A 22,682-nucleotide genomic window follows, 5' to 3' on the forward strand; every position below is an offset into this window, starting at 1 on the left:
ATCCGATGTTCTGTGACGTGTTGGTGCGGTATTACCTGCACCCTGCGTTCGACCTTCAGACCTGCGTGGATGATTCATTTCCTGCCCTAAGTATTTTCAATTGCGCCGGAGACTCCGACGACGACAATGCAACATAGGCGCGCGGCGCAACGCCCGCAACATCGACCCGCCCGCCTTTATTCAACGAAACGCGCCCCTGTACCAGCCAGGTCACCACGTCGGGATACAGACGGTGCTCGGCCAGACGCACCCGGTCGGCCAAACGCCGGGGCGTGTCGTCGGGATGCACAAAGACGGCAACCTGGGCCACGATGGGCCCGCTATCGAGATCGGGCGTCACAAAGTGTACCGTGCACCCATGCCACTGAACGCCGGCTGCCAAAGCCTGCTCATGCGTTCGCAACCCCGGAAAGGCCGGCAGCAACGAAGGATGGATGTTCAGCATGCGGCCGGCATATTGCTCAACGAAACCGGGTGCCAGCACACGCATGAACCCGGCCAGCAAAATGTAATCGGGCCGCTCCCGGGCAACCACATCCGCCAGAGCGGTATCCCATTGGCGCCGTGTTGAAAATGCGGCTGGCGCCACCACATGCGTAGTGAGACCTTGTTCAAGGGCCCAAGCCACACCGGGGGCGTCGGGGTCGCTGGACACGACCGCCACTACCTCGGCGTTCAGGTTTTGTTGCCGAATTCGGTGCACAATTGCCCGCATATTTGTGCCCTGCCCGGAAATCATGATGAGCAGACGACATGAACGGCCGTCTTGCGGTGCATCGGTAGTTTGAATGGATGACAAAATGATTTCCCTGAGCAACCCAACATAAAATTGTAAACTGTTGTTCGTGAAAAATACCCTTAAAATTTATCGGTCTCTGCCCCGCCACGATAATCATTGTCCAAGTGCCGTCACAATCGGCAATTTCGACGGTGTGCATCGGGGCCACCAAACCATTCTTGCGCGGGTGGCGCATATCGCCGCGCAACGCCAGTTGGCCTCAACGGTCATGACCTTCCATCCGCATCCGCGCGTGTATTTTGCCCGCAAAGGCAATCGGCCGGAACTCATGCCTACCCAAATCAGTAGCTTGCGCGATAAGGTTTGGGGCATTAATCGCCTGAATATTCAACAACTGGCATTATTGCGGTTTAACGAAGCGTTAGCCAACCTGACGGCCGACGAATTCGTTGAGCAAATGTTAATTCAGGGTTTGAACACGCGCTGGCTCCTGGTGGGCGAAGATTTCCGCTATGGTCATAAACGGTTTGGCGATATCGAACACCTGCGCCGCGCCGGCCGACGTAACGGCTTCGAAGTGGAAATCATCACCGATGTCGTCGATGAACACGGCCACCGTATTTCCAGCTCGGAGGTCCGCACCGCCCTGGCCGTGGGCAACCTCGACCGTGCCGCGCATTTGCTGGGGCATCCTTATCGCATCAGCGGGCACGTGGTGCATGGCAAAAAGCTGGGACGCACACTGGGCTACCCCACGCTGAATATCCGCGTACCCGAGCTATGCGCTGCCCGCTCGGGCATTTACGTCGTGCAAGCCTACGGTCTGGCAGAGCAACCATTAAATGGTGTGGCCAGCCTGGGCGTGCGCCCCACCGTTGATGAAGCGGGGCGAATCATGCTGGAAGTGCACTTGTTCGACTGCAATATCAACGCTTACGGTAAACTCACACGTATAGAATTCCTGAAGTTTCTTCGCGACGAAGAGAAATTTCCCGACTTACCGACAATGACCGCCGCCATCGACAACGATGCGCAGCGCGCTCGCGATTACTTTTCGCTCCATGGACTATAGAAAAACGCTTAACCTGCCTGAAACTCCTTTCCCAATGCGCGGCGACCTAGCCAAGCGAGAGCCCAAATGGGTTGCCGAATGGGAGGAAAACAGAATTTACGCCGCCATCAGGCAAGCCAGTAAAGGCCGCCCCAAGTTCGTACTGCACGACGGCCCCCCCTACGCCAACGGCGATATTCATATCGGCCATGCCGTCAACAAGGTGTTGAAAGACATCATCGTGAAAAGTCGTAATATGGACGGCTACGACGCGCACTACGTGCCCGGCTGGGATTGCCATGGCATGCCCATTGAAATTCAGATTGAAAAGAAATACGGCAAACATTTACCGGTAGAGGAAGTGCAAGCGAAAGCGCGCGCCTATGCGCACGAACAAATCGAACGTCAGCGTGTCGACTTCAAACGCCTGGGCGTGTTGGCCGACTGGTCGAACCCCTACCTCACCATGAACTACCAGAACGAGGCGAACGAGCTACGCGCGCTGGGTCGCATCATGGAAAAAGGGTTCGTATTTCGCGGCCTGAAACCGGTTAACTGGTGTTTCGACTGCGGGTCGGCGCTGGCTGAAGCCGAAGTTGAATACGCCGATCGCACCGACCCAGCCGTTTACGTAGCCTTCCCGTTCAATGATCCTGAAGCCGTTGCCAAAGCGTTTGATCTGAAGGAAGCAAAAACAGGCGCGATTGTGATCTGGACGACCACCCCCTGGACACTACCTTCCAACCAGGCATTAAATGTGCATCCGGAACTGGATTACGCGCTGGTTGAACTGAACAGCCCGCGCGCCGGCGGCAGTTGCCTGTTGATCGCCGCCGAACGAGTGGAAAGTTGTTTGCAGGAATGGGGGCTGGAAGGCACGGTTATTGCACAATGCAAAGGCAGTGTCCTGGCCGGCCTGGCATTCCGCCATCCCCTCTACAGCGCTCACGAAGGTTATCAGCGTATTGCCCCTGTTTATCTGGCCGACTACGTTTCCTTGGAAACCGGTACCGGCGTGGTGCATGCCGCCCCGGCATATGGGGTCGACGATTTCTTGTCATGCCGCTCGCATGGTTTGCACGACGACGACATCATTAACCCGGTCATGGGCGATGGTCATTACGTCAACTCGCTTCCCCTGTTTGGTGGCCAACTTATCTGGAAAGCCAACCCGGAAATCGTGAAAGCGATCGATTCAGCGGGCAACCTGCTTAAACAGGAACCACTCAAGCACAGCTACATGCACTGCTGGCGCCATAAAACACCGGTTATTTACCGTGCCACCAGCCAATGGTTTGCGGGCATGGATCGCGAACCCTCAAACGGGCCCACACTGCGCGAAATGGCGCTGAACGGCGTGGAAAGCACACAGTTCTTCCCCTCCTGGGGCCGTGCACGCCTTCATGCCATGATTGCCAACCGTCCCGACTGGACCTTATCGCGCCAGCGTCAGTGGGGTGTACCGATGGCATTTTTCGTTCACAAGGAAACCGGCGAACTTCACCCCCGCACACCCGAATTGCTTGAACAAGTGGCACAGCGCGTGGAAAAAGAAGGCATCGAAGCCTGGCAAAGCCTGGATCCCGCTGAGTTACTGGGTGACGAAGCTCCACTATACGAAAAGAATCGCGACACACTCGACGTCTGGTTCGACTCGGGTACCACGCATGCCACCGTGCTGGGCGGACGTGACCACGACATGAACGGGTCGCACGCAGATGAACTCACCTGGCCGGCCGACCTGTACCTGGAAGGCTCTGACCAACATCGCGGCTGGTTCCACTCTTCATTGCTTACCAGTTGCATGCTCTATGGGCGCGCACCCTATAAAGCCTTACTGACCCACGGTTTTGTGGTCGACGGCAAAGGGCGCAAAATGAGCAAATCAGTCGGCAATGTGGTGGCCCCACAAAAAGTATCCGATGCTTTAGGCGCGGAAATTCTGCGTCTGTGGACAGCATCCACCGACTATTCCGGTGAGTTGTCGATTTCCGATGAAATTCTGAAACGGGTTGTTGAAGGCTACCGCCGGATTCGCAACACCTTGAAGTTTCTTTTGGGCAACATCAACGACTTCGACCTGGAACGCGATGGCCTGGCCGTTAACGACTTGTTCGAAATCGACCGCTATGCCCTGGTGATGACCCAGGCCATGCAAGACGAAGTGCTGGAATGCTACCGACGCTACGAATTCCACACGGCCGTATCGCGCTTGCAGATTTTCTGCTCGGAAGACCTGGGCGCTTTTTACCTCGACATTCTTAAAGATCGCCTTTACACAACCGGTGCCCAAAGCCAGGCGCGCCGCTCGGCGCAAACAGCGCTTTATCACATTACTCATTCGCTGCTACGCCTCATGGCGCCTATTTTGTCGTTCACAGCCGAAGAAGCGTGGAAAGACTTACACAACGGCGATGTGCTCACTATTTTTACCGAACGCTATCATGACCTGCCGGCACAAGATAATGCCAATGAACTGGCGGAAAAATGGGCACGTTTGCGTGAAATTCGCGCCGAAGCCATGCGCCGCATTGAAGACGTTCGGGCCACCGGTCAAATCGGTTCCTCACTGGCTGCAGAGCTCGATATCTATGCGCACGGCAGCGACCTTGTCTTTTTACGCTCGCTGAATGACGATTTGCGCTTTATTATGATTGTTTCCCGCGCCAACGTACACGAGCGCGAAGGCGACATGGCGATTGAGGTGAGTGCAACCCAACAGGAAAAGTGCGAACGTTGCTGGCATCATCGCGCCGACGTCGGGCAGAACACGGACCATCCCACCTTATGTGGCCGATGCACGTCCAACCTGTTTGAAACAGGCGAATCACGTCATTATGCCTAAGCAGCCACGCGCCTTTGTTGCCTGGCTGCTTGGGGCGGCCGTCATTGTCGGCCTCGACCAGTGGACCAAGGTGTACTTCGACTCGACCTTCACGTATGGCCAGCGTCTGCCGGTTTTGTCATTCTTCGATTTCACCTTGTTATACAACCCAGGCGCCGCATTTAGCTTTCTATCGGATGGCCAGGGATGGCAACGCTGGTTGTTTACCGTTATTGCAGTAGGCGCGATTGTGCTCATTTTGCATTTGCTCTGGCGTAGCCGCAACCAATACCTGTTTTGCGCGGCGCTTATGGCAATTCTGGGCGGCGCAATCGGTAACCTGATCGATCGTGTCCAACATGGTCACGTCGTCGATTTCTTGCTATTTTATTGGCAGCAATGGCATTTTCCGGCATTCAACATCGCCGATGTTTCGATTACCGTGGGTGCAGTATTGCTGATTCTTGATGAAATACGCCGCATTCGGCGGCAGGCGAAGAAAGACCATGGGTGATCTTGATCACAAACAGATTGTGCTGGGCCTGAGCGGCGGTATCGCTTGCTATAAAAGCGCCGAGCTACTGCGCAGAATGCAAGATGAAGGCGCAGCCATTAACGTTGTCATGACACAATCGGCCACTCGGTTCATTACGCCGGTTACCTTCCAGGCATTGTCAGGTAACCCCGTTTACACCGACGCCTGGGATAATCGGGTGCCGAACAACATGGCACACATTAACTTAAGCCGCCAGGCCGATGCCATTGTCATTGCCCCGGCCAGCGCCAACCTGCTGGCGCGCTTAGCCACTGGTATGGCCGACGACTTGCTCACCACTCTGTGCCTGGCGCGTGGGCAATGCCCTTTGCTGGTGGCCCCGGCCATGAATCGTGAAATGTGGGAGCACCCCGCCACGCAGCGAAATATACGGCAACTGCGTAGCGACGGCGTGCTTGTTCTTGGGCCGGGAACCGGTGATCAGGCTTGCGGGGAAACGGGTGACGGCAGAATGCTGGAGCCGCATGAACTGCTTGCTGAAGTCATTGCTTTTTTTCAACCCAAACTACTGTCCGGAAAGCGCGTGCTTGTTACGGCGGGTCCCACGGCTGAACGCGTAGACCCCGTACGCGTGATCAGCAACCGCTCATCAGGGAAAACCGGTTACGCCATTGCCCGCGCTGCCCGCGAGGCCGGCGCTGACATTACGCTGATTTCTGGGCCAACAGCATTGCCGTGCCCTTACGGGGTTAAACGCATTAACGTGGAAAGTGCACGGGAAATGCATGCGCACGTATTAGGACAAGCGCACAACGCAGACATCTTTATTTCGGTTGCGGCAGTCGCCGATTGGCACATAAGTAACGCAAGTGAACAGAAACTGAAGAAAACCGATAAAAATGGCCCACAGCCGCCGCACATTGCATTTGCGCCCAACCCCGACATTCTTGCTGAAGTGGCTGCGCTTAAGGACGGCCCCTGGTGTGTGGGCTTCGCCGCAGAAACCGAAAACCTCCATGAATATGCGCAAGCCAAACGCCAACGCAAAAACATTCCGCTACTGGTGGGCAACCTGGCACAAGAAGCCATGGATGCCGACACCACCACTTTTGTCCTGTTCGATCAGAACGGTCATCAAGACCTTCCCCTTCTGCCCAAGCAGCAAGCCGCACGCGAGCTGATTCATGCCATCGCCAACCGCCTTTCCGATCGCGCCTGAAACGCCCGCCGTCGACTTTATTCTGAGTAATCAATGGAACAACTGGTAAACGACCTGACGCAATTTATTCACGCCAACCAGGAATGGGCGGGGCTTATTCTTGGGCTGATGACAATGGGCGAATCGTTGCTTATTGTCGGCATTGCGATTCCCGCTACCGCCATTATGTTGGTCGTTGGGGGTTTAATCGGCAGCGGCACCGTAGAACCTCTACCCGTCATTGGCTGGGGCATTCTGGGCGCCATTATCGGCGACGGCATCTCGTACTATATTGGCCGTTGGCTGGGGCCACAGATTATCCACCGTTGGCCGCTCAATCGCCAAAAGCGCGCTGTGGCACGAGCCCGTTTGTTTTTTTACAAATATGGCATGTTGTCGATATTCGGCGGACGTTTCCTGGGGCCGTTGCGAGCTGTAATACCAACTGTTGCCGGCATCATGAAAATGCGCCATTGGCGTTTTCAGGTAGCCAATATTGCGTCGGCATTTGTATGGGTTCCGGTTATGCTTGTGCCCGGTTACCTTACCGCGCGCAGTATTGGCTCACTCGGCTCGAACGGGGGCAACGCCAGTATTATCATCAGCTCCGTTCTATCGGTTGTCATTGCGGTTTGGATTACCCTGGTCGTCATTCGCAAACGCCGTGCTCGCCCAACCGATCAATAAACAATCAACAGCAAATACCGTGAACCAACGTAAAACCATCGACGTCAAAATTCTTGATTCGCGCATGCGCGAGGCACTTCCCCATTACGCAACCGCGGGTTCGGCCGGTCTCGATTTGCGGGCTTGCCTGGACCAAACGTTAGTTCTGGAGCCGGGTCAAACCGAACTTGTGCCTACCGGTCTGGCAATCCACATTGCCGATCCCAATTACGCGGCCATGATTCTGCCGCGTTCAGGCCTTGGGCACAAGCACGGTATTGTGCTGGGCAACCTGGTCGGTTTAATCGACTCCGACTACCAGGGCCCCCTGATGGTGTCAGCCTGGAACCGAGGTACACAGCCCTTCAAACTGGAACCCATGGAACGACTGGCGCAATTGATCATCGTGCCGGTTGTGCAGGCCAACTTCAACCTTGTAGACGCATTTGAAGACAGCGACCGCGGACAAGGTGGATTCGGCAGCACCGGCCGAAGCTAACCGCTAAGGCCGGCGGGCCACGCCCGATTTTGCCGGCCAAGTTAAGCCCTTATTCAGGCCTTCGCCTGCGCGCACCCTTGAAACACCAAACCTGGTACGTTTAGCTGCGCAGGCGGCGCAATGTTTCCATTGGGCTGCGCTTGTGCCGCTGAGATTTGCTGCGCAATTAACCCCGCAAGTACTTGCAGACTTTCGCGATGAGTATCTATTAACGGTGCCAAACCTGTGCCTACTGTTTTGGACATCGTGGCCCGACACACTGATGTAGGAGCTTTTTCTGTCGTGCCCGTTTGCCCCTGCAAGCGCCACGTTACATCAATAACGGACGCGGCGTTATACACAGAATCAAACCGCTGTACATCAAGATTAACCAACCATACACGCAAGCCATCGGGCACGGCAGAGAGCGGTAGATCGGGCACCCCCAGGCGCTGGGTGAGCACACTGGACACCGCCAGACGAAGCTCATCGGGCAATGGCGATGCCCACAAACTCGCGTTCAACACGCTAACCTCGCCACTGCGCCCCTTAAGCACTATTTGTGAGCGGTCCAACTGAGCTGGAACCTGCACCGGCCGCACACTGACAACGTAATCGAACTCATCTTGAGTACGTGTTTGGTCAGCGCCGTCGGAAGCGGACGGTTGCAAGCTGTAGTACTGCTCAGCATCGGTTGCGCAGGCGGTCAGCCCGGCAAGCATCATGGCGGCCAGCAATACACGCCCGGTTTTCAACAACAGCACGATCTCCCCTCCTATTCCGGATAGCGGTCTGGTGGCGTTCCGGTAATTAACGCGTTCGGGTGGCTTTGCAAATAATCACCCAGATTACGCAAGGAACGAGCCGCTCCGTTCAGTTCGCGCAGGGTTCCTTGCAGATTTTCATTCATGGAGGAATCGTCGGACAGCATTGCGTCGATTCGCTCGAGTGCGTCTTTCGCTGCAGCCAGCGCTTCGGTTGTTTGCGGCGCAACTTCAGTATTCAGCGTGTTCAATGTGCGATTCAACGATTGCAAACTCTTTTGCAAATCATTGCCGATGCCTTCAAACGGAACCGCCTCTATTTTGCTGACAATCTTCATAATCTGCTCTTGCAAACGATCGAAACTGCCTGCAATGGTTGGAATAACGAGCGGCGTGCGCATCGGGTCGAAGTCTACCGGCTCTGCGTCGCGAATGATATCCAGCGAAACGTATTGCTGCCCGGTCAGCAGGTTTGACGTTTTCAGCTGCGCGCGCAAACCATGGTGCACCATTGGCCCCAACAGTTGACGGCCGGGGTATTTATTTTCCGGATCAAGTGATTTCACCCGGTCATAGGCAGTGCCAAACCGGCGCGGATAAATATTCGTTTTTACAAGAATGTAAAAACGCCGTTTCTCGGTATCAAACTCAAGGTCGATATCGTAGACCTTGCCCAGCTCCATTCCCCGAAAATCAACTGGTGCCCCAATTTCAAGCCCACGCACCGAGTTGTTGAAAATCATATCGACCCTGAACGGTGGCCCATCGGGTTCGGCCTTGGCTTCAAGTTCAGAATTGAATAAATCAAAAACCGTTTCCGGTTTCGCGGGTATCTCGTTGGCCGGATTCACATTCGCAAATGCAATTCCACCTGCAACAATGGACGACAGCGTGCCTGTTTGCACCTCAACACCCGAAGCACCCAAGGAAACGCGTATGCCACTGGCATTCCAAAAACGCGAATCGGACGTGACATAACGATCGTTCGGCTCGTCGACGAAAATCTGGATGTCGACCGAACTGCCGTCTTTGTTGAGTTCGTAATCAATGACCCGCCCGACCGGAATTTGCCGGTAATAAACCTGCGAGCCAATTTCCAGCGAGCCCAGGTCGGCGGCGTGCAAGACATAACGCGTCCCAGAACGATCGTGGGTTACCGCCGGTGGTTTCTCCAGGCCGGTGAACGTATACTTTTCCGCCTGGTTCTGGTTATTGTCACTTTCAATATCAACGGCAATGTAGGGCCCCGACAAAAGCGTACCCAAGCCCGATACCCCACTCATTTCCAGGCGCGGCTTTACCACCCAAAAACGTGTGCCGTCTCGGGCAATGTAATCGGCTGATTCATGATCAATTTGTGCTTTCACAATCACATTCGACCGATCGGCACCGACATCGATGTCGGTGACCACGCCGATCACGACATCTTTATAACGAACCTTGGTTTGATCGATCTCAAGCCCTTCGGCCGACTCAAACGTGATGGAAAGCGTTGGCCCCGTGTTGAGCCAATTACGCACAAGCAGCGACCCACCCACCAGCGCAGCCACAAACGGAACCAGCCAAATCCAGGAAATACGCCAGGCGCGACGTTCCTTCACGCTTGGTTTATGGGCCTTCAAAGTTGAGGGCGACTTTTGTTCTGTTTGCCTTACCGGTTCATCCGCCATGCTGTGTGCTCTTCTCCAACCGATTACCGTGATCCCAACCCAGCCTCGGATCATAACTCATGGCCGCAAACATTGTAAGGATAACCACCAAACCGAAACTGGCCGCGCCCAGACCGGGAATAATCTGAACCAAACCAGGAAAGTCGGCCATGGATGACAGGAAAATCACCACAAAAACGTCGAGCATCGACCACTGCCCCACCAACTCAACCATTTCATACAAACGTGTTCGCTGACGCTGCATTAAAGGCCCCCGCCAATGCCGTACTGTCATGAGCGCCGCCAAAACCAATATTTTGGTTAACGGCACAACAACGCTGGCAATAAAAACGATCAGGGCCAGATCCCAAGAACCCAACTGCCACAACTCAATCACACCACCCAGAATGGTGTGCGACTCAGTGCCAATCGGCATGCGCATCGTCATAACGGGATACAGGTTGGCCGGAAAATACAAAATAGCAGCGGCCGCCAGAAACGCCCAGGCACGCGAATTGGACTTCGGTTTGCGCAAATGAAAGTAAGCACTGCAACGATCGCATGTTTTGCCGGGTTCATTACGCGGCATGTCTTGCACGTAACCACATGCCGTGCACCCGGCAATATGGTTTGTGGCGAGCCCCGCACCCGAGCGGGCGACCAGCCCTTCGTCTTCGGCGTCGTGCCACAGCCGGTGGGCTGAAACGCGGCTAAGCGCCGTTAACATAAACGCCAGCACCCCAAACGCCCATAGCCCGGTCGCGGGCGTCAAGCGTGCCAAATCAGCCATTTTCACCATGGAAACCAGCATTGCCAGAAACAGCACCGGTATCATGCTCCAATGCGATAACACTTCCAGCATTCGCAAACCAAAACGAAAATCCCACGGTAAACGACGCTTTCGTACTGCCTGTATGGCCCACATCAAAAACAAAATCTGTCCCAATGGAAACGCAAACACAAACAAACCGGCCATGAGCGCTACGGCGTAATCGCCACTAAGCCACGTTAAGTAAAGCGCATGAGGAAAAGACGCCTCAACGGTTTTACCGGATAAGGAGATATGCGCAACTGGGAACAGGTTAGCCAACATGAAAACAAACAACGACGTCCAGCACAACGCCAGCCAGCCTTCCAGCGACACTCGTGAATGACGGTAGAGTTCGTAACCGCACTGAACGCACGAAGCGATTGCGCCCGGGGCAATGGGCGTTCGCTCATGCAACCGGGCGCAGTGCGGGCAAATAACCAAAGGAGGATTGGCCATTTAGTCTATAAGTTCAGCTTCCGAAACAGTGGGAGGCGATTGTTTCGACTGCCCCGAAGCTGAAGAATCATCGGGGAACAACAAAACCACCTGATCCTTGTCGTCGAGGTCGACCGTGACATTACCGCCGTCGGTAAGGCGCCCAAACAAGAGCTCGTCGGCCAATGCCCGCCGAATGGTGTCTTGGATAAGACGCTGCATAGGACGTGCCCCCATGAGCGGATCGAATCCTTTCTTGGCCAGATATTCGCGCAGGGTATCGGAAAACACCACTTCAACCCGTTTTTCGTGAAGCTGATCTTCAAGCTGCATGAGGAACTTGTCGACCACCCGCAGAATAATTTCGCGGGTAAGCGGGGTAAAGCTGATGATGGCATCGAGACGGTTGCGGAACTCAGGCGTAAACAACCGCTTGATTTCCGCCATTTCATCGCCGCTTTCCTTGGTGTTGGCAAAACCAATCGTATTGCGATTCAGCACTTCAGCGCCCGCGTTTGTCGTCATGATAATGATGACATTACGAAAATCAGCCTTGCGCCCGTTGTTATCGGTGAGCGTGCCATGATCCATGACCTGCAACAGAATGTTGTAGACATCGGGATGCGCTTTTTCGATTTCATCGAGCAGCAGAACACAATGCGGCTGCTTGGCAACGGCCTCGGTAAGCAAGCCCCCTTGGTCAAAACCGACATAACCCGGAGGCGCGCCGATAAGCCGTGAAACCGCGTGTCGCTCCATGTATTCCGACATATCGAAACGCAGCAACTCAACACCCAATGTAAAGGCAAGCTGGCGTGCCACTTCAGTTTTGCCCACACCGGTTGGCCCTGAGAACAGGAACGAACCAATGGGTTTGTCGGGGCGGCCCAAGCCGGAACGCGCCATTTTAATAGCGGCCGACAACGCCTCGATAGCCGTGTCCTGCCCAAATACCGTCGCTTTAAGGTCGCGGTCGAGCGTGGCAAGCTTGTTGCGGTCGTCGGACGACACACTGGCCGGTGGAATACGTGCAATTTTCGCTACTGTTGCTTCGATTTCGGCTTTACCAATGGTTTTCTTCTTGCGCGAACGCGGCAGCAAACGCTGGGCGGCGCCCGCCTCATCGATGACGTCGATGGCCTTGTCGGGCAGGAAACGGTCATTAATATGGCGCGCCGACAACTCAGCAGCAGACGTAAGCGCAGCGGCGGTGTATTTCACCCCGTGATGCGCCTCAAAATGAGACTTCAGGCCACGCAAGATTTGAATGGTTTGCGGCACGGTTGGCTCGGCAACGTCGATTTTCTGGAAACGACGCGACAACGCGTGATCTTTCTCGAAGATGCCGCGGTATTCGTTATAGGTGGTAGCGCCAATGCATTTAAGCTTGCCGGAAGATAAAGCCGGTTTCAGCAGGTTGGATGCATCAAGCGTGCCGCCCGACGCCGAGCCGGCACCGATAAGAGTGTGGATTTCGTCGATGAACAGCACTGCATTGATATTATCCTGCAATGATTTCAGCACCGCTTTCAAACGTTGCTCGAAATCACCACGGTATTTGGTACCCGCCAGCAGTGCCCCCATATCTAGCGCATATACCTGGGCGTTTTCCAGAATTTCCGGGACATCGCCACGCGTAATGCGCCATGCCAAACCTTCAGCAATGGCCGTTTTACCCACTCCGGCCTCACCGACCAGTAGCGGGTTGTTCTTGCGTCGCCGACACAAAACCTGAATGACGCGCTCTACTTCCGACTCACGGCCAATAAGGGGATCGATACGACCCTGGCGAGCTTCGGCGTTAAGGTCGAGCGCATAGAGTTCGAGCGGCGATTTCTGCTGGTCGGACTTGGCTGAATCGGTTTCACTACCTGAGCTGGACGACGAGGCGGCCTTGGGAGAAGGCTCGGTACGCGGGGGCTCAGGTGTTTTGGTGATACCGTGCGATAAATAATTCACGACGTCAAGACGTGTGACGCCTTGCTGCAGCAAATAGTACACGGCATGTGAATCTTTTTCGCCATACATCGCCACCAGCACATTGGCACCCGTTACGGTGTTCTTGCTGGAGCTGCCGGAGGACACATGCATGATGGCGCGTTGGATAACACGTTGGAAACCCAAAGTGGGTTGCGTGTCGACCTCACCTTCCCCCGGCGCAATAGGCGTGTTGTCGGCAATGAATTTGCGCAAATCGGCGCGCAACGTTTCAACGTCGGCCGAGCAGGCTTTCAAAACCTCGGCCGCAGCAGCGTTGTCGAGCAGCGACAACAGCAAGTGCTCGACGGTAATAAATTCATGTCTTGCGTTCCGGGCTTCAACAAAGGCCAGATGCAAACTAACTTCCAGTTCTTCAGAGATCACGCTTCCTCCTAGTGCCGAAGCGGATAAACCACTATTTCAACAACTATTCTACGACTAATCCGACTTAACAGTATCACCCATTAAGCGCCGAGTACACTGGGTGTGACCCGATTACATCAAAAAAGTTTAACTGCCCGATGCGTTGCATTCGAATAACAACATTGTGGGCTTCATGCATCGGGCGCCGGTTCCATTATGCACTGTAAAGGGTGTTGCCGCGCGCGTGCCAGTTGCCGCACCATTTCAACACGGGTCGCGGCAATGTCGCGGGTGTAAATACCGCACACGCCCCGACCTTCATGATGCACTTTCAACATAATGTGCGAGGCCTCCTCCGGTGTTTTCCCGAACACGCGTTGCAGCACATTCACCACAAACTCCATCGGCGTGTAGTCATCATTCAGCAGTACAACCTGGTACATGGGCGGCGGCTTAAGTGCTTCTTTTTCGCGCTCCAGGACGGTATCCCGTTGAATATCTGTATTTGTTGCCATGATTTCAGATCAAAAACTAAGTAATTTCCATAGTTGACTGCTAATGATTACATTGCGCATTATCAACATGTTCTGGTTACAACGCTGGTTCACCAGCTTATCCCGAACCCACAGGCTACCGCAAAAGACGGTTTCCTGGTTTTAACCCAACATTAGCAGAGAGAGGCAGTACGTATGTCCGAAGACTTAAGCACCACCGCAGTCGGGGAGGCCCCTAAGCTGAGTGGAACCGTTAAATGGTTCAACGACGCAAAGGGTTTTGGTTTTATCACCCCTGATAATGGGGGCGAAGACCTTTTTGCCCACTTTTCGTCCATTCAAATGAACGGGTTCAAAACCCTGAAAGAAGGTCAGAAAGTTATGTTTGAAATTGCCCAGGGCCCCAAGGGTAAACAGGCTTTGAACATTACCGCTGCCTCCTGAAAAACAATTATTTCAGAACACCAATAAGAATGGCTGATTTTTTACAAACAACGAGGCAACGCCTCGTTGTTTTTTATTTTGCAACAATTATCTCGGTATTGGCGGCTTTGGGCACCCAGCCACTTTGGGCTCAGTCAATCCTGCCAACCACCGAACTTTCCATAAACCAAATTACGGTTCATGCTGAAATCGCAGCCACACCGGCAAGCCTGAAACGCGGGCTGATGTTTCGCGAATCGCTCCCACTCAATCACGGTATGCTGTTTGTTTTCAACCAGCCGCAGATTCAATGCTTCTGGATGAAAAACACCCCTTTGCCGCTATCGATTGCGTTTATTGATGAAATGGGGGTTATTACCCGCATTACCGATATGCAACCGCTCTCGGAACAAACACACTGCCCGCCGGGGGAAGTGTCCTACGCACTGGAAATGGCGCAGGGCTGGTTCAGCCAATACGGCATTACTGCCGGGACCCGTATCGACAACCTGCCTGCGCCACCTAAGCGTTAAACGCGCTCAAGAATCACTGCAATACCCTGGCCCACGCCAATGCACATGGTGCACAAAGCGTAACGGCCACCGGTACGATGCAAGTGATACATAGCCGTTGTAGCCAGGCGTGCACCACTCGCACCCAATGGGTGACCCAATGCGATAGCGCCACCATACGGGTTCACACGCGGGTCGTCGTCGGCCACGTTCAACATACGCAAGGTTGCGAGGCCTTGGGCGGCAAACGCTTCATTCAGCTCGATAACGTCCATTTGGTCAATGGTTAATCCCGCCACCTGAAGCACTTTTTGCGACGCAGGCGCCGGGCCGATACCCATAATGCGCGGCTCAACACCGGCGGTTGCCATCGCCACCACGCGCGCTTTCGGGGTTAAACCCAACTTGCTCGCAGACTCTTCCGACGCCACCAGCATTGCGCAGGAGCCGTCGTTCACGCCCGACGCATTGCCGGCCGTTACCGTGCCGTCTGGGCGAACAACCGGCTTCAAACGCGCCAGTGCTTCCATCGACGTTTCACGAGGGTGCTCGTCGGTATCCACCACCACCGGATCACCCTTGCGCTGGGGAATGGTGACCGAAACAATTTCGTCTTTGAAAATGCCTTGCTTCTGGGCAGCAGCGGTTTTGGTTTGGCTGGCCAGCGCAAATTTGTCTTGATCTTCGCGCGAAACCTTGAACTGATCGGCTACGTTTTCCGCCGTTTCGGGCATGGAATCCACGCCATATTGCTGCTTCATGAGCTTGTTGACGAAACGCCAGCCAATGGTGGTGTCATAAATGGAAGCACTGCGGGAAAATGCGGTTTCAGCTTTCCCCATGACGAACGGCGCACGGCTCATGCTTTCAACCCCACCGGCAATCATGAAATCAACATCACCCGACCGAATGGCGCGCGCAGCAGAACCAAGAGAATCGAGACTGGAGCCGCACAGACGATTGACGGTTGAACCTGGCACTGTATGCGGCAAGCCTGCCAACAATGCCGCCATACGCGCTACGTTGCGGTTATCTTCACCCGCCTGGTTGGCGCAGCCGTAGATCACATCGTCGAGTTGCGCCCAATCAACGTTGGGATGACGCTCCATGAGCGCCTTTAGAGGAATCGCGGCGAGATCGTCGGTGCGTACAGACGACAAAGCGCCGCCATAGCGACCAAAAGGGGTGCGAACAGCGTCGCAAATAAATGCTTGTTTAGTCATGATGAAAACCTGAGGGTTTTGAAAAAACAAACCCTGCCACGCAGCGCGCAGCAGGGGTTGGAGCACTGAAGTAAATCAGTGAGAAATGCGCTGCAGAGAAAACTGCGCCCCTGAGATTAACCCAGGTTCTTGGCCGCGAAATCCCAGTTCACCACATTCCAGAAGCTTTCCAGATACTTGGGACGCGCATTACGGTAATCGATATAGTAAGCGTGTTCCCATACGTCACAGGTTAGCAGCGGCGCATCGGACGTCGTAAGCGGTGTAGCGGCATTGCTCGTGTTCACGATGTCGAGCGAGCCGTCGGATTTCTTTACCAGCCAGGTCCAGCCCGAGCCGAAGTTGCCGGCAGCCGACTTGTTGAAAGCTTCTTTGAATGCAGCAACGCTGCCCCATTTGGCATTGATGGCTTCGGCCAACTTACCGGAAGGCTCACCACCGCCATTGGGCGACATGCTGTTCCAGTAAAAAGTGTGGTTCCAAACCTGGGCTGCGTTGTTGAACACACCACCGGAAGATTTTTTGACGATATCTTCCAGGGAAGCCGATTCAAACTCAGTTCCTGCAACCAGATTATTCAGGTTCGTGACATAAGTTTGGTGATGTTTGCCGTAATGGAACTCGAGCGTTTCTTTCGAAATGGTGGGTTCCAGCGCGTCGAGCGCGTAAGGCAGTTCAGGAAGCGTAAAAGCCATAATCAATTTCCTTATAAAAGGTGAATGAACAATACATCACAAAGCCTGTGTTAACGCTCTATTTTAAGCGTTTCTATAACAGGCTGCGCGTTTTCAATACTTCGACATCGGCCGCGCCCTGAGCCAGCTCAAGCAGCAGCCGGTCGCCTGCGTTCAAGTCTAACGCATTTTTAACCAGAACCCCGTTCTGGTCGCGAACCAGAGCATAACCACGCGCCAGAATATGCTTCGGGCTAAGCGCCTGCAGCGTTTGTTCCGCGGCTTCAAGCCGCGCCCGAGGCCGGCGAAACTGGCGTGAACCCACTGCAGCCAATCGCTGGGTTAAACGATCAAGCTCCTGGCGCCGACGCGCGACCGACGGTAACGCGGCATTCAAGCGTGTTTTTAACAAATTCAACCGTGCCGCTTCAAGCTCGGTATTTCTGCGGGCGGCACGATGCAGCCGCGCGGTAAGCGATTGCAAACCTTCACGCTGCTGATTCAAACGCTGACGGGGTGACACCAATTGTGACATTGCACGGTCGAGCCGCATTGAAAGACGCTCGAGCAAACGTTGCTGATGTCGCGATAGTGCCCGATAAAATTCGAACGTTTGATCCAGCAAGGCCTGGCGCGGTGCGCACGAAAGCTCGGCGGCGGCAGTGGGCGTGGGCGCCCTTAAATCGGCCACAAAATCGGCAATGCTGAAATCGGTTTCATGACCCACACCGCAAATCACCGGGACCGGACTGGCCACAACCGTTCGGGCCAGAGCCTCGTCGTTAAATGCCCAAAGATCTTCCAAACTGCCCCCGCCCCGAACCAACAGAATCACATCGACCTCGGCCCGACTGTATGCGGTTTCCAACGCCTGCACCAAAGCCGCAGGCGCATCGGCGCCTTGAACCGGCGCAGGGTAAACCACAACGGAAATATGCGGAGCCCGACGCGCGAATGACGTGAGCACATCGCGCAACGCGGCCGCAGCCAACGACGTCACTACGCCCACCGCCTTGGGCATAGTCGGTATCGGCCGTTTGCGAGCCGGATCAAACAAACCCTCCGACTCCAGTTTCGCCTTAAGCCTTAAAAAAGCTTCGTGCAAATCACCTTGACCCGCCCGACGCAGGGTGTCGATTTGCAGTTGGTAATCGCCACGCGGTTCGTACAATGTAACGACCGCTCGAAACTCGAACTGCTCACCAACGCGGGGAACGAAACCAACAGTTTGCGCGCGCCCCCGAAACATAACGGCCCGTACGGCCGCCCGGTCGTCTTTAATGGTGAAATACCAATGCCCGGACGCTGCCTGAGTGAAGTTGGAAATTTCCCCTTTTACCCAAATGCGCGCAAAGTGCCCTTCAAGCAATGCACCCACCGCACGATTCAACTGACTCACCGTCAGGATCGTATCGGCTGGAGCAGAACCATTTGTGAAAGCAAGAGAATCAGGCGGCATGATTTTGATTTGGTTGACGGCTCAGCATTTGTAACTTAGTGTAAATTTCAATGCAAAAAAACGCCGTAGGCCAAATAACAGAGGAAAAAACAAAGATGAGCCTTGATCATAGCATTCGTCCCTGACTCGGACCTTAAAAGTAACTTCTATCCACAGAAAAGCCGGGAATGTCAAATTGGCCGTATATCAAGCCGATTAGGAGGTAATCTTTTATCGAGCTTTAAATTATCAATATAAATTATTGATTTAAAACAACTTTATATATTTCAAAGAGATGACTGATTATTGACCACTGAACTGCCAGACCACGTAAAACAACGCGTTGCCTATACTTTTGCACAAAATTATCCACAGTTTCTGTGGATACCCTTCGCAAACCCTTTATTCACGCCAATCTGTCCTCCAAAACGCCTAAATTTCCAAGGTTACAATTTGATAACTATTACTTTCCGGGTGCTTTATTGTTGCTGTCCGGCGCTTCCGGCTTAAAATGGGCGCTTCCCTGTTCCATCGAATTGGATAATTGTCCGGAGATCTGTTTTGCTGCAAATCATTCATGACGCCGGCTGGCCAATCTGGCTGCTGATTGTGACATCAGTGCTGGGCCTTGCCCTTATCATTGAACGCTTCCTGTCGTTACGCACCAAACTGATTGTGCCCGAACACCTGCTCGACCGGGTCACCGAACTCATGCGGCAAAAATCCCCCTCTTCCAATGCCTTGGAAAAACTGGCCTCCAGTTCTCCCTTGGGGCGTGTGCTGGCCGAGGTAATCGCTGTGCGCCGGCACGACACCATTTATCGCCAGGCGGCAATCGAAGATGTCGGCAAGGATGTCGCGTACCGCCTGAACCGTTATGTTCCCAGCCTGGCAACTGTTGCGGTTGTATCGCCTTTGCTGGGTTTGTTCGGCACCGTGGTCGGGATGATCGAAATCTTTGCTTCCTATACGCCGGCAGGCGGCGACCCGGCCCAACTGGCCCGCGGCATATCGGTGGCACTGTACAACACGGGTTTCGGCATTATTATTGCTGTGCCCGCCCTTATTTTTCATCGTTTCTTCCGAGCCCGGGTCGACCATTTCCTGCATCAAATCGAACACCAGGCCAGTACGCTTGATCGAATTCTTCAGCAAGATTTACGCAGCACGCCTTCGTCTCCCAACTGACTATGAATTTTCGTCGTCGCATTCAGAGTGAAGAGCCCGAGATCAACCTGATCCCGCTCATCGATATTTTGCTGGTCATCCTTATTTTTTTGGCGGCCACGACATCGTTCACACGCTTTCAGCAACTTAGCGTCACGCTACCCCAAGCCGGCGCGCAAGCCATCGACCCTAACCCGCTCCGCTTAGCCATTAATAAAGACGGCCTGTTCGCACTCGGCGCCAATTTAATTGCCGACACTAGCACGCAAGGCCTGACCAACGCCCTGAACAATGCTGCAGGCAACCAAGCGGAACCGGTGTTGCTCATTAATGCCGACGCCCAGACCGCGCACGAAAACGTGGTTAAAGCCATGGAGGCGGCCCGTCTGGCGGGCATTCAACGCGTTAATTTCGCTACGCAACAATAAAAAACCATGCAGAAACTGCACACCTTGCTCGCCCAGTTCGCACATGGAGTCTGGCAGCGCAAAGGGCTAATCAGCACACTCTTGTTGCCGCTTTCCTGGCTGGTGGTGGCCGCGGTTCTTATCAAGCGTCGCCGCCATACACACATTGCCGCCCACCCCACCTACGGTGTGCCGGTGATCGTTGTGGGCAATATTATGGTGGGCGGTACCGGGAAAACACCCGTGGTGATTGCGCTGGTGAACGCCCTAAAAGCCCTGGGGCGCCGGCCGGGGGTAATCAGCCGGGGATATGGGGTAAAGCTTCCCCACCACCAAGCGCGCGTCGGCAAAGGAATATTGGACCCTAAGCTGTTTGGCGACGAACCCACCCTGATCGCCGAGGCCACAGGTGCCCCCATTGCCGTTCACCCAAAACGGCGTTTGGCCTTGCAGTCTCTAGTGGAAACATATCCCAACGTCGACATTGTGGTATCGGACGACGGCCTACAGCATCTGGCATTGCCGCGCGATATCGAAATCGTAGTGCAAGACGAACGAGGATTGGGCAATGAGCGTGTATTGCCGGCCGGCCCGCTGCGCGAGCCCGCGTCACGACTGAATCATGTCGATTTAATCGTATTACATCAATCAGGGCCCACACCCCAGGAAGGCAGCCTGCCCGAAACGCACGGGGTGGCGCCGCGCGCTTCCGCCACGAAAGTGGCACGGGTACGCATGCGTTTGCAACCAACCAGTTGCACCCAAATCAGCACGGGCCAAGTCGTACCGTGGCCGGAATGGGCAAAAGAACATCGGGAGCGCGGTCTGGGTGCTGTCGCGGCTATTGGCCAACCCCAACGGTTTTTCGGCCTGCTTAAACAACACGGGTTGAACCCCGACCCCGCCGTTGCACTACCCGACCATTCACCCGATATTGCATCGGCTGTGCAAGAAGTGAACCAGGCGGTTATCCTGGTGACCGATAAAGACGCGGTCAAACTTCAAGGCACCACCGACCCGCGATTATGGTCGGTACAGGTGGCACCGCGCTTCTCGGATCCACAGTGGGTACAAACGCTATTAAAGCGACTACAATCGAACCCTGTGCCCGGGCAAAACGGCTAAAACGCCTCTTCCTTGCCCGCAATACGTCATACGGACACCTGTTATGGACTCAAATCTACTGGAAGTGCTGGTTTGCCCCTTGTGTAAAGGCCCTTTGCACCACGATCATGCCAATCACGAACTCATTTGCAAGGCCGATCGCCTTGCCTACCCCATTCGCGACGGCATTCCGGTTATGCTGGAAAACGAAGCACGTGACCTGAATGAGTCGAATGCGGCACAGAACACATCAAATTCGTGAGCTTTACCGCCATTATCCCCGCACGGCGGGCTTCCACCCGGTTACCCAACAAGCCATTGCTCGACATCGCCGGCAAGCCGCTGGTTGTACGTACCGCTGAACAAGCAGCCAAATCAAACGCCGACCGCATTCTTATCGCCACCGACGACACGGACATTCTTCAGGCAGTTGAGCATGCCGGGTTTCAGTGCCAATTAACCCGTGCCGACCACCCCACCGGCACCGACCGTTTGGCCGAGGTTGCGCAACAGTTAAACCTGAGCCCCGACGACATTGTCGTGAATGTGCAAGGTGACGAACCCCTGATCGACCCCGAACTCATTAACCAGGTTGCCGCGTTGTTGCAAAGCCAACCCGATGCGGCCATTGCCACCTGCGCCTCGCCCATTACTGAAGCACATAAACTGTTCAACCCTAATATTGTCAAGGTGGTGTGCAATCATCGCCAACAAGCCTTATACTTCTCCCGGGCGCCCATCCCTTGGGCGCGCGATGCGCTTGCCGATGGCAGCCACGTACTCGCACCCAATCTTCCCGCATTGCATCATATTGGCCTTTACGCGTATAAAGTCGGTTTTCTGAACACGTTTCCGCACTTGCCCACCGGCCCACTTGAAATGTTCGAGTCACTCGAGCAGTTGCGGGCGCTTGAGAATGGTTTCGGGATAGCGGTTCACATTACGCAAGCTCATCCGGCTGCGGGGGTCGATACCGCCGCCGATCTGGAACGCGTACGCGCCATTTTCGCAAATCGGTTATAAAAGCGTGTTCAAAACGAGGTGTCCGGCGGTTATATTGCTGCGTCGCGACAAAACAAAACACCAGAAAGAAGAAGTTTTTACGGAGGTATTTCCATGCGACTGATCCTGCTCGGTCCACCCGGTGCCGGCAAAGGCACGCAGGCCACGTTTATTACCCAGGAATTTGGCATTCCCCAAATTTCCACGGGCGACATGTTGCGGGCGGCGGTAAAAGCACAAACGCCGCTGGGCCTGGAAGCCAAAAAAATCATGGATGCCGGCGGTCTGGTTTCCGACGACATCATTATCGGCCTGGTTAAAGACCGCCTGCAGGAAGACGACTGCCGCAACGGCTACCTGTTCGACGGCTTTCCGCGCACCATTCCGCAGGCGGATGCCTTGAAAGAAGCGAATATTTCGCTGGACTTCGTCGTCGAAATGGTTGTGCCCGAAGAAAACATTATCGAGCGCATGAGCGGTCGGCGTGTCCACCCTGCCAGCGGCCGCAGCTACCACGTAAAGTTCAACCCACCTAAAACCCCCGACACCGACGATGTCACCGGTGAGCCGCTGGTACAACGCGACGACGACAAGGAAGAAACAGTACGCCATCGTCTGGCCGTTTATCAAGAGCAAACCCGCCCCCTGGTGGATTACTACTCTGGATGGGCACAATCGAACGATGCCGCCGCCCCGCGGTTCCACCAGATTCAAGGTGTGGGCAGTGTGGAAGAAATTCGCAACCGTATTTTTGCAATCCTGAAGAAGTAAAGCGTAAAGGAGC

Annotated in this window: 23 protein-coding genes; 14 read left to right on the top strand and 9 right to left on the bottom strand. The window is 54.6% G+C overall.

The genetic code is table 11. The features are described from left to right. Window positions 1-55: 55 nt before the first annotated feature. Window positions 56-739, bottom strand: coding sequence for a phosphoribosylglycinamide formyltransferase (gene purN / locus CJO09_RS00430; RefSeq protein ID WP_119441325.1), 684 nt, complete (start codon window positions 737-739; stop codon window positions 56-58). A gap of 106 nt (window positions 740-845) precedes the next feature. On the opposite strand from purN, the gene CJO09_RS00435 reads away from it, so the two are divergent. From CJO09_RS00435 to dut, 6 genes are read left to right on the top strand one after another with little or no spacing between them, the layout of a single operon-like run. Continuing rightward, window positions 846-1,811 carry a bifunctional riboflavin kinase/FAD synthetase gene (locus CJO09_RS00435; RefSeq protein WP_119440617.1) on the top strand — a complete coding sequence of 322 codons (966 nt, stop codon included), beginning with the start codon at window positions 846-848 and terminating at the stop codon, window positions 1,809-1,811. Continuing rightward, window positions 1,801-4,635, top strand: a complete 2,835-nt coding sequence (gene ileS, locus CJO09_RS00440; RefSeq protein ID WP_119440618.1) for an isoleucine--tRNA ligase — start codon at window positions 1,801-1,803, stop codon at window positions 4,633-4,635. Before CJO09_RS00435 ends, ileS begins: the two co-directional genes overlap by 11 nt. After that, window positions 4,628-5,128, top strand: coding sequence for a signal peptidase II (gene lspA / locus CJO09_RS00445; RefSeq protein WP_119440619.1), 501 nt, complete (start codon window positions 4,628-4,630; stop codon window positions 5,126-5,128). The genes ileS and lspA overlap by 8 nt, the downstream gene beginning before the upstream one ends. Continuing rightward, window positions 5,121-6,329 (top strand): bifunctional phosphopantothenoylcysteine decarboxylase/phosphopantothenate--cysteine ligase CoaBC, encoded by a 1,209-nt coding sequence (coaBC, locus tag CJO09_RS00450; protein ID WP_119440620.1) that lies wholly within the window; start codon window positions 5,121-5,123, stop codon window positions 6,327-6,329. Before lspA ends, coaBC begins: the two co-directional genes overlap by 8 nt. A gap of 33 nt (window positions 6,330-6,362) precedes the next feature. Next, on the top strand, window positions 6,363-6,995 hold the full coding sequence (locus CJO09_RS00455; protein ID WP_119440621.1) for a DedA family protein: 633 nt from the start codon (window positions 6,363-6,365) through the stop codon (window positions 6,993-6,995). Between the two features lie 19 nt (window positions 6,996-7,014). Beyond that, on the top strand, window positions 7,015-7,473 hold the full coding sequence (gene dut, locus CJO09_RS00460; RefSeq protein WP_281270716.1) for a dUTP diphosphatase: 459 nt from the start codon (window positions 7,015-7,017) through the stop codon (window positions 7,471-7,473). 53 nt (window positions 7,474-7,526) lie between these two features. On the opposite strand, the gene CJO09_RS00465 is transcribed toward dut, so the two are convergent. From CJO09_RS00465 to clpS, 5 genes are all read right to left on the bottom strand, one after another. Then, the gene (locus CJO09_RS00465; RefSeq protein ID WP_119440622.1) at window positions 7,527-8,216 is read right to left on the bottom strand and encodes a PqiC family protein; all 690 of its coding nucleotides are present in this window, start codon (window positions 8,214-8,216) and stop codon (window positions 7,527-7,529) included. An 11-nt stretch (window positions 8,217-8,227) separates the two neighbouring features. Further along, on the bottom strand, window positions 8,228-9,886 hold the full coding sequence (locus tag CJO09_RS00470) for a PqiB family protein (protein ID WP_119440623.1): 1,659 nt from the start codon (window positions 9,884-9,886) through the stop codon (window positions 8,228-8,230). Continuing rightward, entirely contained in the window at window positions 9,876-11,132 is a 1,257-nt protein-coding gene (locus tag CJO09_RS00475) for a paraquat-inducible protein A (protein WP_119440624.1), read from the bottom strand. Before CJO09_RS00475 ends, CJO09_RS00470 begins: the two co-directional genes overlap by 11 nt. Continuing rightward, on the bottom strand, window positions 11,133-13,475 hold the full coding sequence (gene clpA / locus CJO09_RS00480; protein WP_119440625.1) for an ATP-dependent Clp protease ATP-binding subunit ClpA: 2,343 nt from the start codon (window positions 13,473-13,475) through the stop codon (window positions 11,133-11,135). 170 nt (window positions 13,476-13,645) lie between these two features. Beyond that, window positions 13,646-13,969 carry an ATP-dependent Clp protease adapter ClpS gene (gene clpS / locus CJO09_RS00485; RefSeq protein WP_114420625.1) on the bottom strand — a complete coding sequence of 108 codons (324 nt, stop codon included), beginning with the start codon at window positions 13,967-13,969 and terminating at the stop codon, window positions 13,646-13,648. Between the two features lie 174 nt (window positions 13,970-14,143). On the opposite strand from clpS, the gene CJO09_RS00490 reads away from it, so the two are divergent. Both CJO09_RS00490 and CJO09_RS00495 read left to right on the top strand, forming a co-directional pair. Then, window positions 14,144-14,392, top strand: coding sequence for a cold-shock protein (locus CJO09_RS00490; RefSeq protein WP_114420624.1), 249 nt, complete (start codon window positions 14,144-14,146; stop codon window positions 14,390-14,392). Between the two features lie 29 nt (window positions 14,393-14,421). Then, window positions 14,422-14,904 (top strand): DUF192 domain-containing protein, encoded by a 483-nt coding sequence (locus CJO09_RS00495; protein WP_119440626.1) that lies wholly within the window; start codon window positions 14,422-14,424, stop codon window positions 14,902-14,904. On the opposite strand, the gene pcaF is transcribed toward CJO09_RS00495, so the two are convergent. From pcaF to xseA, 3 genes are all read right to left on the bottom strand, one after another. Beyond that, window positions 14,901-16,106 (bottom strand): 3-oxoadipyl-CoA thiolase, encoded by a 1,206-nt coding sequence (gene pcaF / locus CJO09_RS00500; protein WP_119441327.1) that lies wholly within the window; start codon window positions 16,104-16,106, stop codon window positions 14,901-14,903. The two genes, CJO09_RS00495 and pcaF, sit on opposite strands and share 4 nt — an antisense overlap. A 116-nt stretch (window positions 16,107-16,222) precedes the next feature. Then, a complete protein-coding gene (sodB, locus tag CJO09_RS00505; protein ID WP_119440627.1) occupies window positions 16,223-16,801 on the bottom strand; it encodes a superoxide dismutase [Fe] in 579 nt (192 codons plus the stop codon). Window positions 16,802-16,874: 73 nt separating this feature from the next. After that, window positions 16,875-18,239, bottom strand: coding sequence for an exodeoxyribonuclease VII large subunit (gene xseA / locus CJO09_RS00510; protein WP_119440628.1), 1,365 nt, complete (start codon window positions 18,237-18,239; stop codon window positions 16,875-16,877). A gap of 540 nt (window positions 18,240-18,779) precedes the next feature. Here xseA and CJO09_RS00515 point away from each other — a divergent pair. From CJO09_RS00515 to adk, 6 genes are all read left to right on the top strand, one after another. Then, window positions 18,780-19,406 carry a MotA/TolQ/ExbB proton channel family protein gene (locus tag CJO09_RS00515; protein ID WP_119440629.1) on the top strand — a complete coding sequence of 209 codons (627 nt, stop codon included), beginning with the start codon at window positions 18,780-18,782 and terminating at the stop codon, window positions 19,404-19,406. A 2-nt stretch (window positions 19,407-19,408) separates the two neighbouring features. After that, window positions 19,409-19,813 (top strand): ExbD/TolR family protein, encoded by a 405-nt coding sequence (locus CJO09_RS00520; protein ID WP_114420619.1) that lies wholly within the window; start codon window positions 19,409-19,411, stop codon window positions 19,811-19,813. 6 nt (window positions 19,814-19,819) lie between these two features. Then, window positions 19,820-20,917, top strand: a complete 1,098-nt coding sequence (gene lpxK, locus CJO09_RS00525) for a tetraacyldisaccharide 4'-kinase (protein WP_119440630.1) — start codon at window positions 19,820-19,822, stop codon at window positions 20,915-20,917. 43 nt (window positions 20,918-20,960) lie between these two features. After that, window positions 20,961-21,158, top strand: a complete 198-nt coding sequence (locus tag CJO09_RS00530; protein WP_119440631.1) for a Trm112 family protein — start codon at window positions 20,961-20,963, stop codon at window positions 21,156-21,158. Next, the gene (gene kdsB, locus CJO09_RS00535) at window positions 21,155-21,919 is read left to right on the top strand and encodes a 3-deoxy-manno-octulosonate cytidylyltransferase (protein WP_119440632.1); all 765 of its coding nucleotides are present in this window, start codon (window positions 21,155-21,157) and stop codon (window positions 21,917-21,919) included. Before CJO09_RS00530 ends, kdsB begins: the two co-directional genes overlap by 4 nt. Before the next feature lie 93 nt (window positions 21,920-22,012). Further along, window positions 22,013-22,669: an adenylate kinase gene (gene adk / locus CJO09_RS00540; protein WP_119440633.1), complete on the top strand. Its 657-nt coding sequence runs from the start codon at window positions 22,013-22,015 to the stop codon at window positions 22,667-22,669. The last annotated feature ends 13 nt before the right edge of the window (window positions 22,670-22,682 follow it).

The organism is Neopusillimonas maritima (genome assembly GCF_003576595.1).
GTDB classification, from domain to species: domain Bacteria; phylum Pseudomonadota; class Gammaproteobacteria; order Burkholderiales; family Burkholderiaceae_B; genus Neopusillimonas; species Neopusillimonas maritima.

What these genes read in the sequence shown, in the direction of transcription:
- CJO09_RS00475 (WP_119440624.1), bottom strand. Translation starts at nt 11,132, where the DNA reads ATGGCCAATCCTCCTTTGGTTATTTGCCCGCACTGCGCCCGGTTGCAT.
- clpS (WP_114420625.1), bottom strand. Translation starts at nt 13,969, where the DNA reads ATGGCAACAAATACAGATATTCAACGGGATACCGTCCTGGAGCGCGAA.
- CJO09_RS00455 (WP_119440621.1), top strand. Translation starts at nt 6,363, where the DNA reads ATGGAACAACTGGTAAACGACCTGACGCAATTTATTCACGCCAACCAG.
- CJO09_RS00495 (WP_119440626.1), top strand. Translation starts at nt 14,422, where the DNA reads ATGGCTGATTTTTTACAAACAACGAGGCAACGCCTCGTTGTTTTTTAT.
- CJO09_RS00470 (WP_119440623.1), bottom strand. Translation starts at nt 9,886, where the DNA reads ATGGCGGATGAACCGGTAAGGCAAACAGAACAAAAGTCGCCCTCAACT.
- lpxK (WP_119440630.1), top strand. Translation starts at nt 19,820, where the DNA reads ATGCAGAAACTGCACACCTTGCTCGCCCAGTTCGCACATGGAGTCTGG.
- pcaF (WP_119441327.1), bottom strand. Translation starts at nt 16,106, where the DNA reads ATGACTAAACAAGCATTTATTTGCGACGCTGTTCGCACCCCTTTTGGT.
- CJO09_RS00530 (WP_119440631.1), top strand. Translation starts at nt 20,961, where the DNA reads ATGGACTCAAATCTACTGGAAGTGCTGGTTTGCCCCTTGTGTAAAGGC.
- adk (WP_119440633.1), top strand. Translation starts at nt 22,013, where the DNA reads ATGCGACTGATCCTGCTCGGTCCACCCGGTGCCGGCAAAGGCACGCAG.
- CJO09_RS00520 (WP_114420619.1), top strand. Translation starts at nt 19,409, where the DNA reads ATGAATTTTCGTCGTCGCATTCAGAGTGAAGAGCCCGAGATCAACCTG.
- ileS (WP_119440618.1), top strand. Translation starts at nt 1,801, where the DNA reads ATGGACTATAGAAAAACGCTTAACCTGCCTGAAACTCCTTTCCCAATG.
- coaBC (WP_119440620.1), top strand. Translation starts at nt 5,121, where the DNA reads ATGGGTGATCTTGATCACAAACAGATTGTGCTGGGCCTGAGCGGCGGT.
- CJO09_RS00490 (WP_114420624.1), top strand. Translation starts at nt 14,144, where the DNA reads ATGTCCGAAGACTTAAGCACCACCGCAGTCGGGGAGGCCCCTAAGCTG.
- xseA (WP_119440628.1), bottom strand. Translation starts at nt 18,239, where the DNA reads ATGCCGCCTGATTCTCTTGCTTTCACAAATGGTTCTGCTCCAGCCGAT.
- lspA (WP_119440619.1), top strand. Translation starts at nt 4,628, where the DNA reads ATGCCTAAGCAGCCACGCGCCTTTGTTGCCTGGCTGCTTGGGGCGGCC.
- purN (WP_119441325.1), bottom strand. Translation starts at nt 739, where the DNA reads ATGATTTCCGGGCAGGGCACAAATATGCGGGCAATTGTGCACCGAATT.
- sodB (WP_119440627.1), bottom strand. Translation starts at nt 16,801, where the DNA reads ATGGCTTTTACGCTTCCTGAACTGCCTTACGCGCTCGACGCGCTGGAA.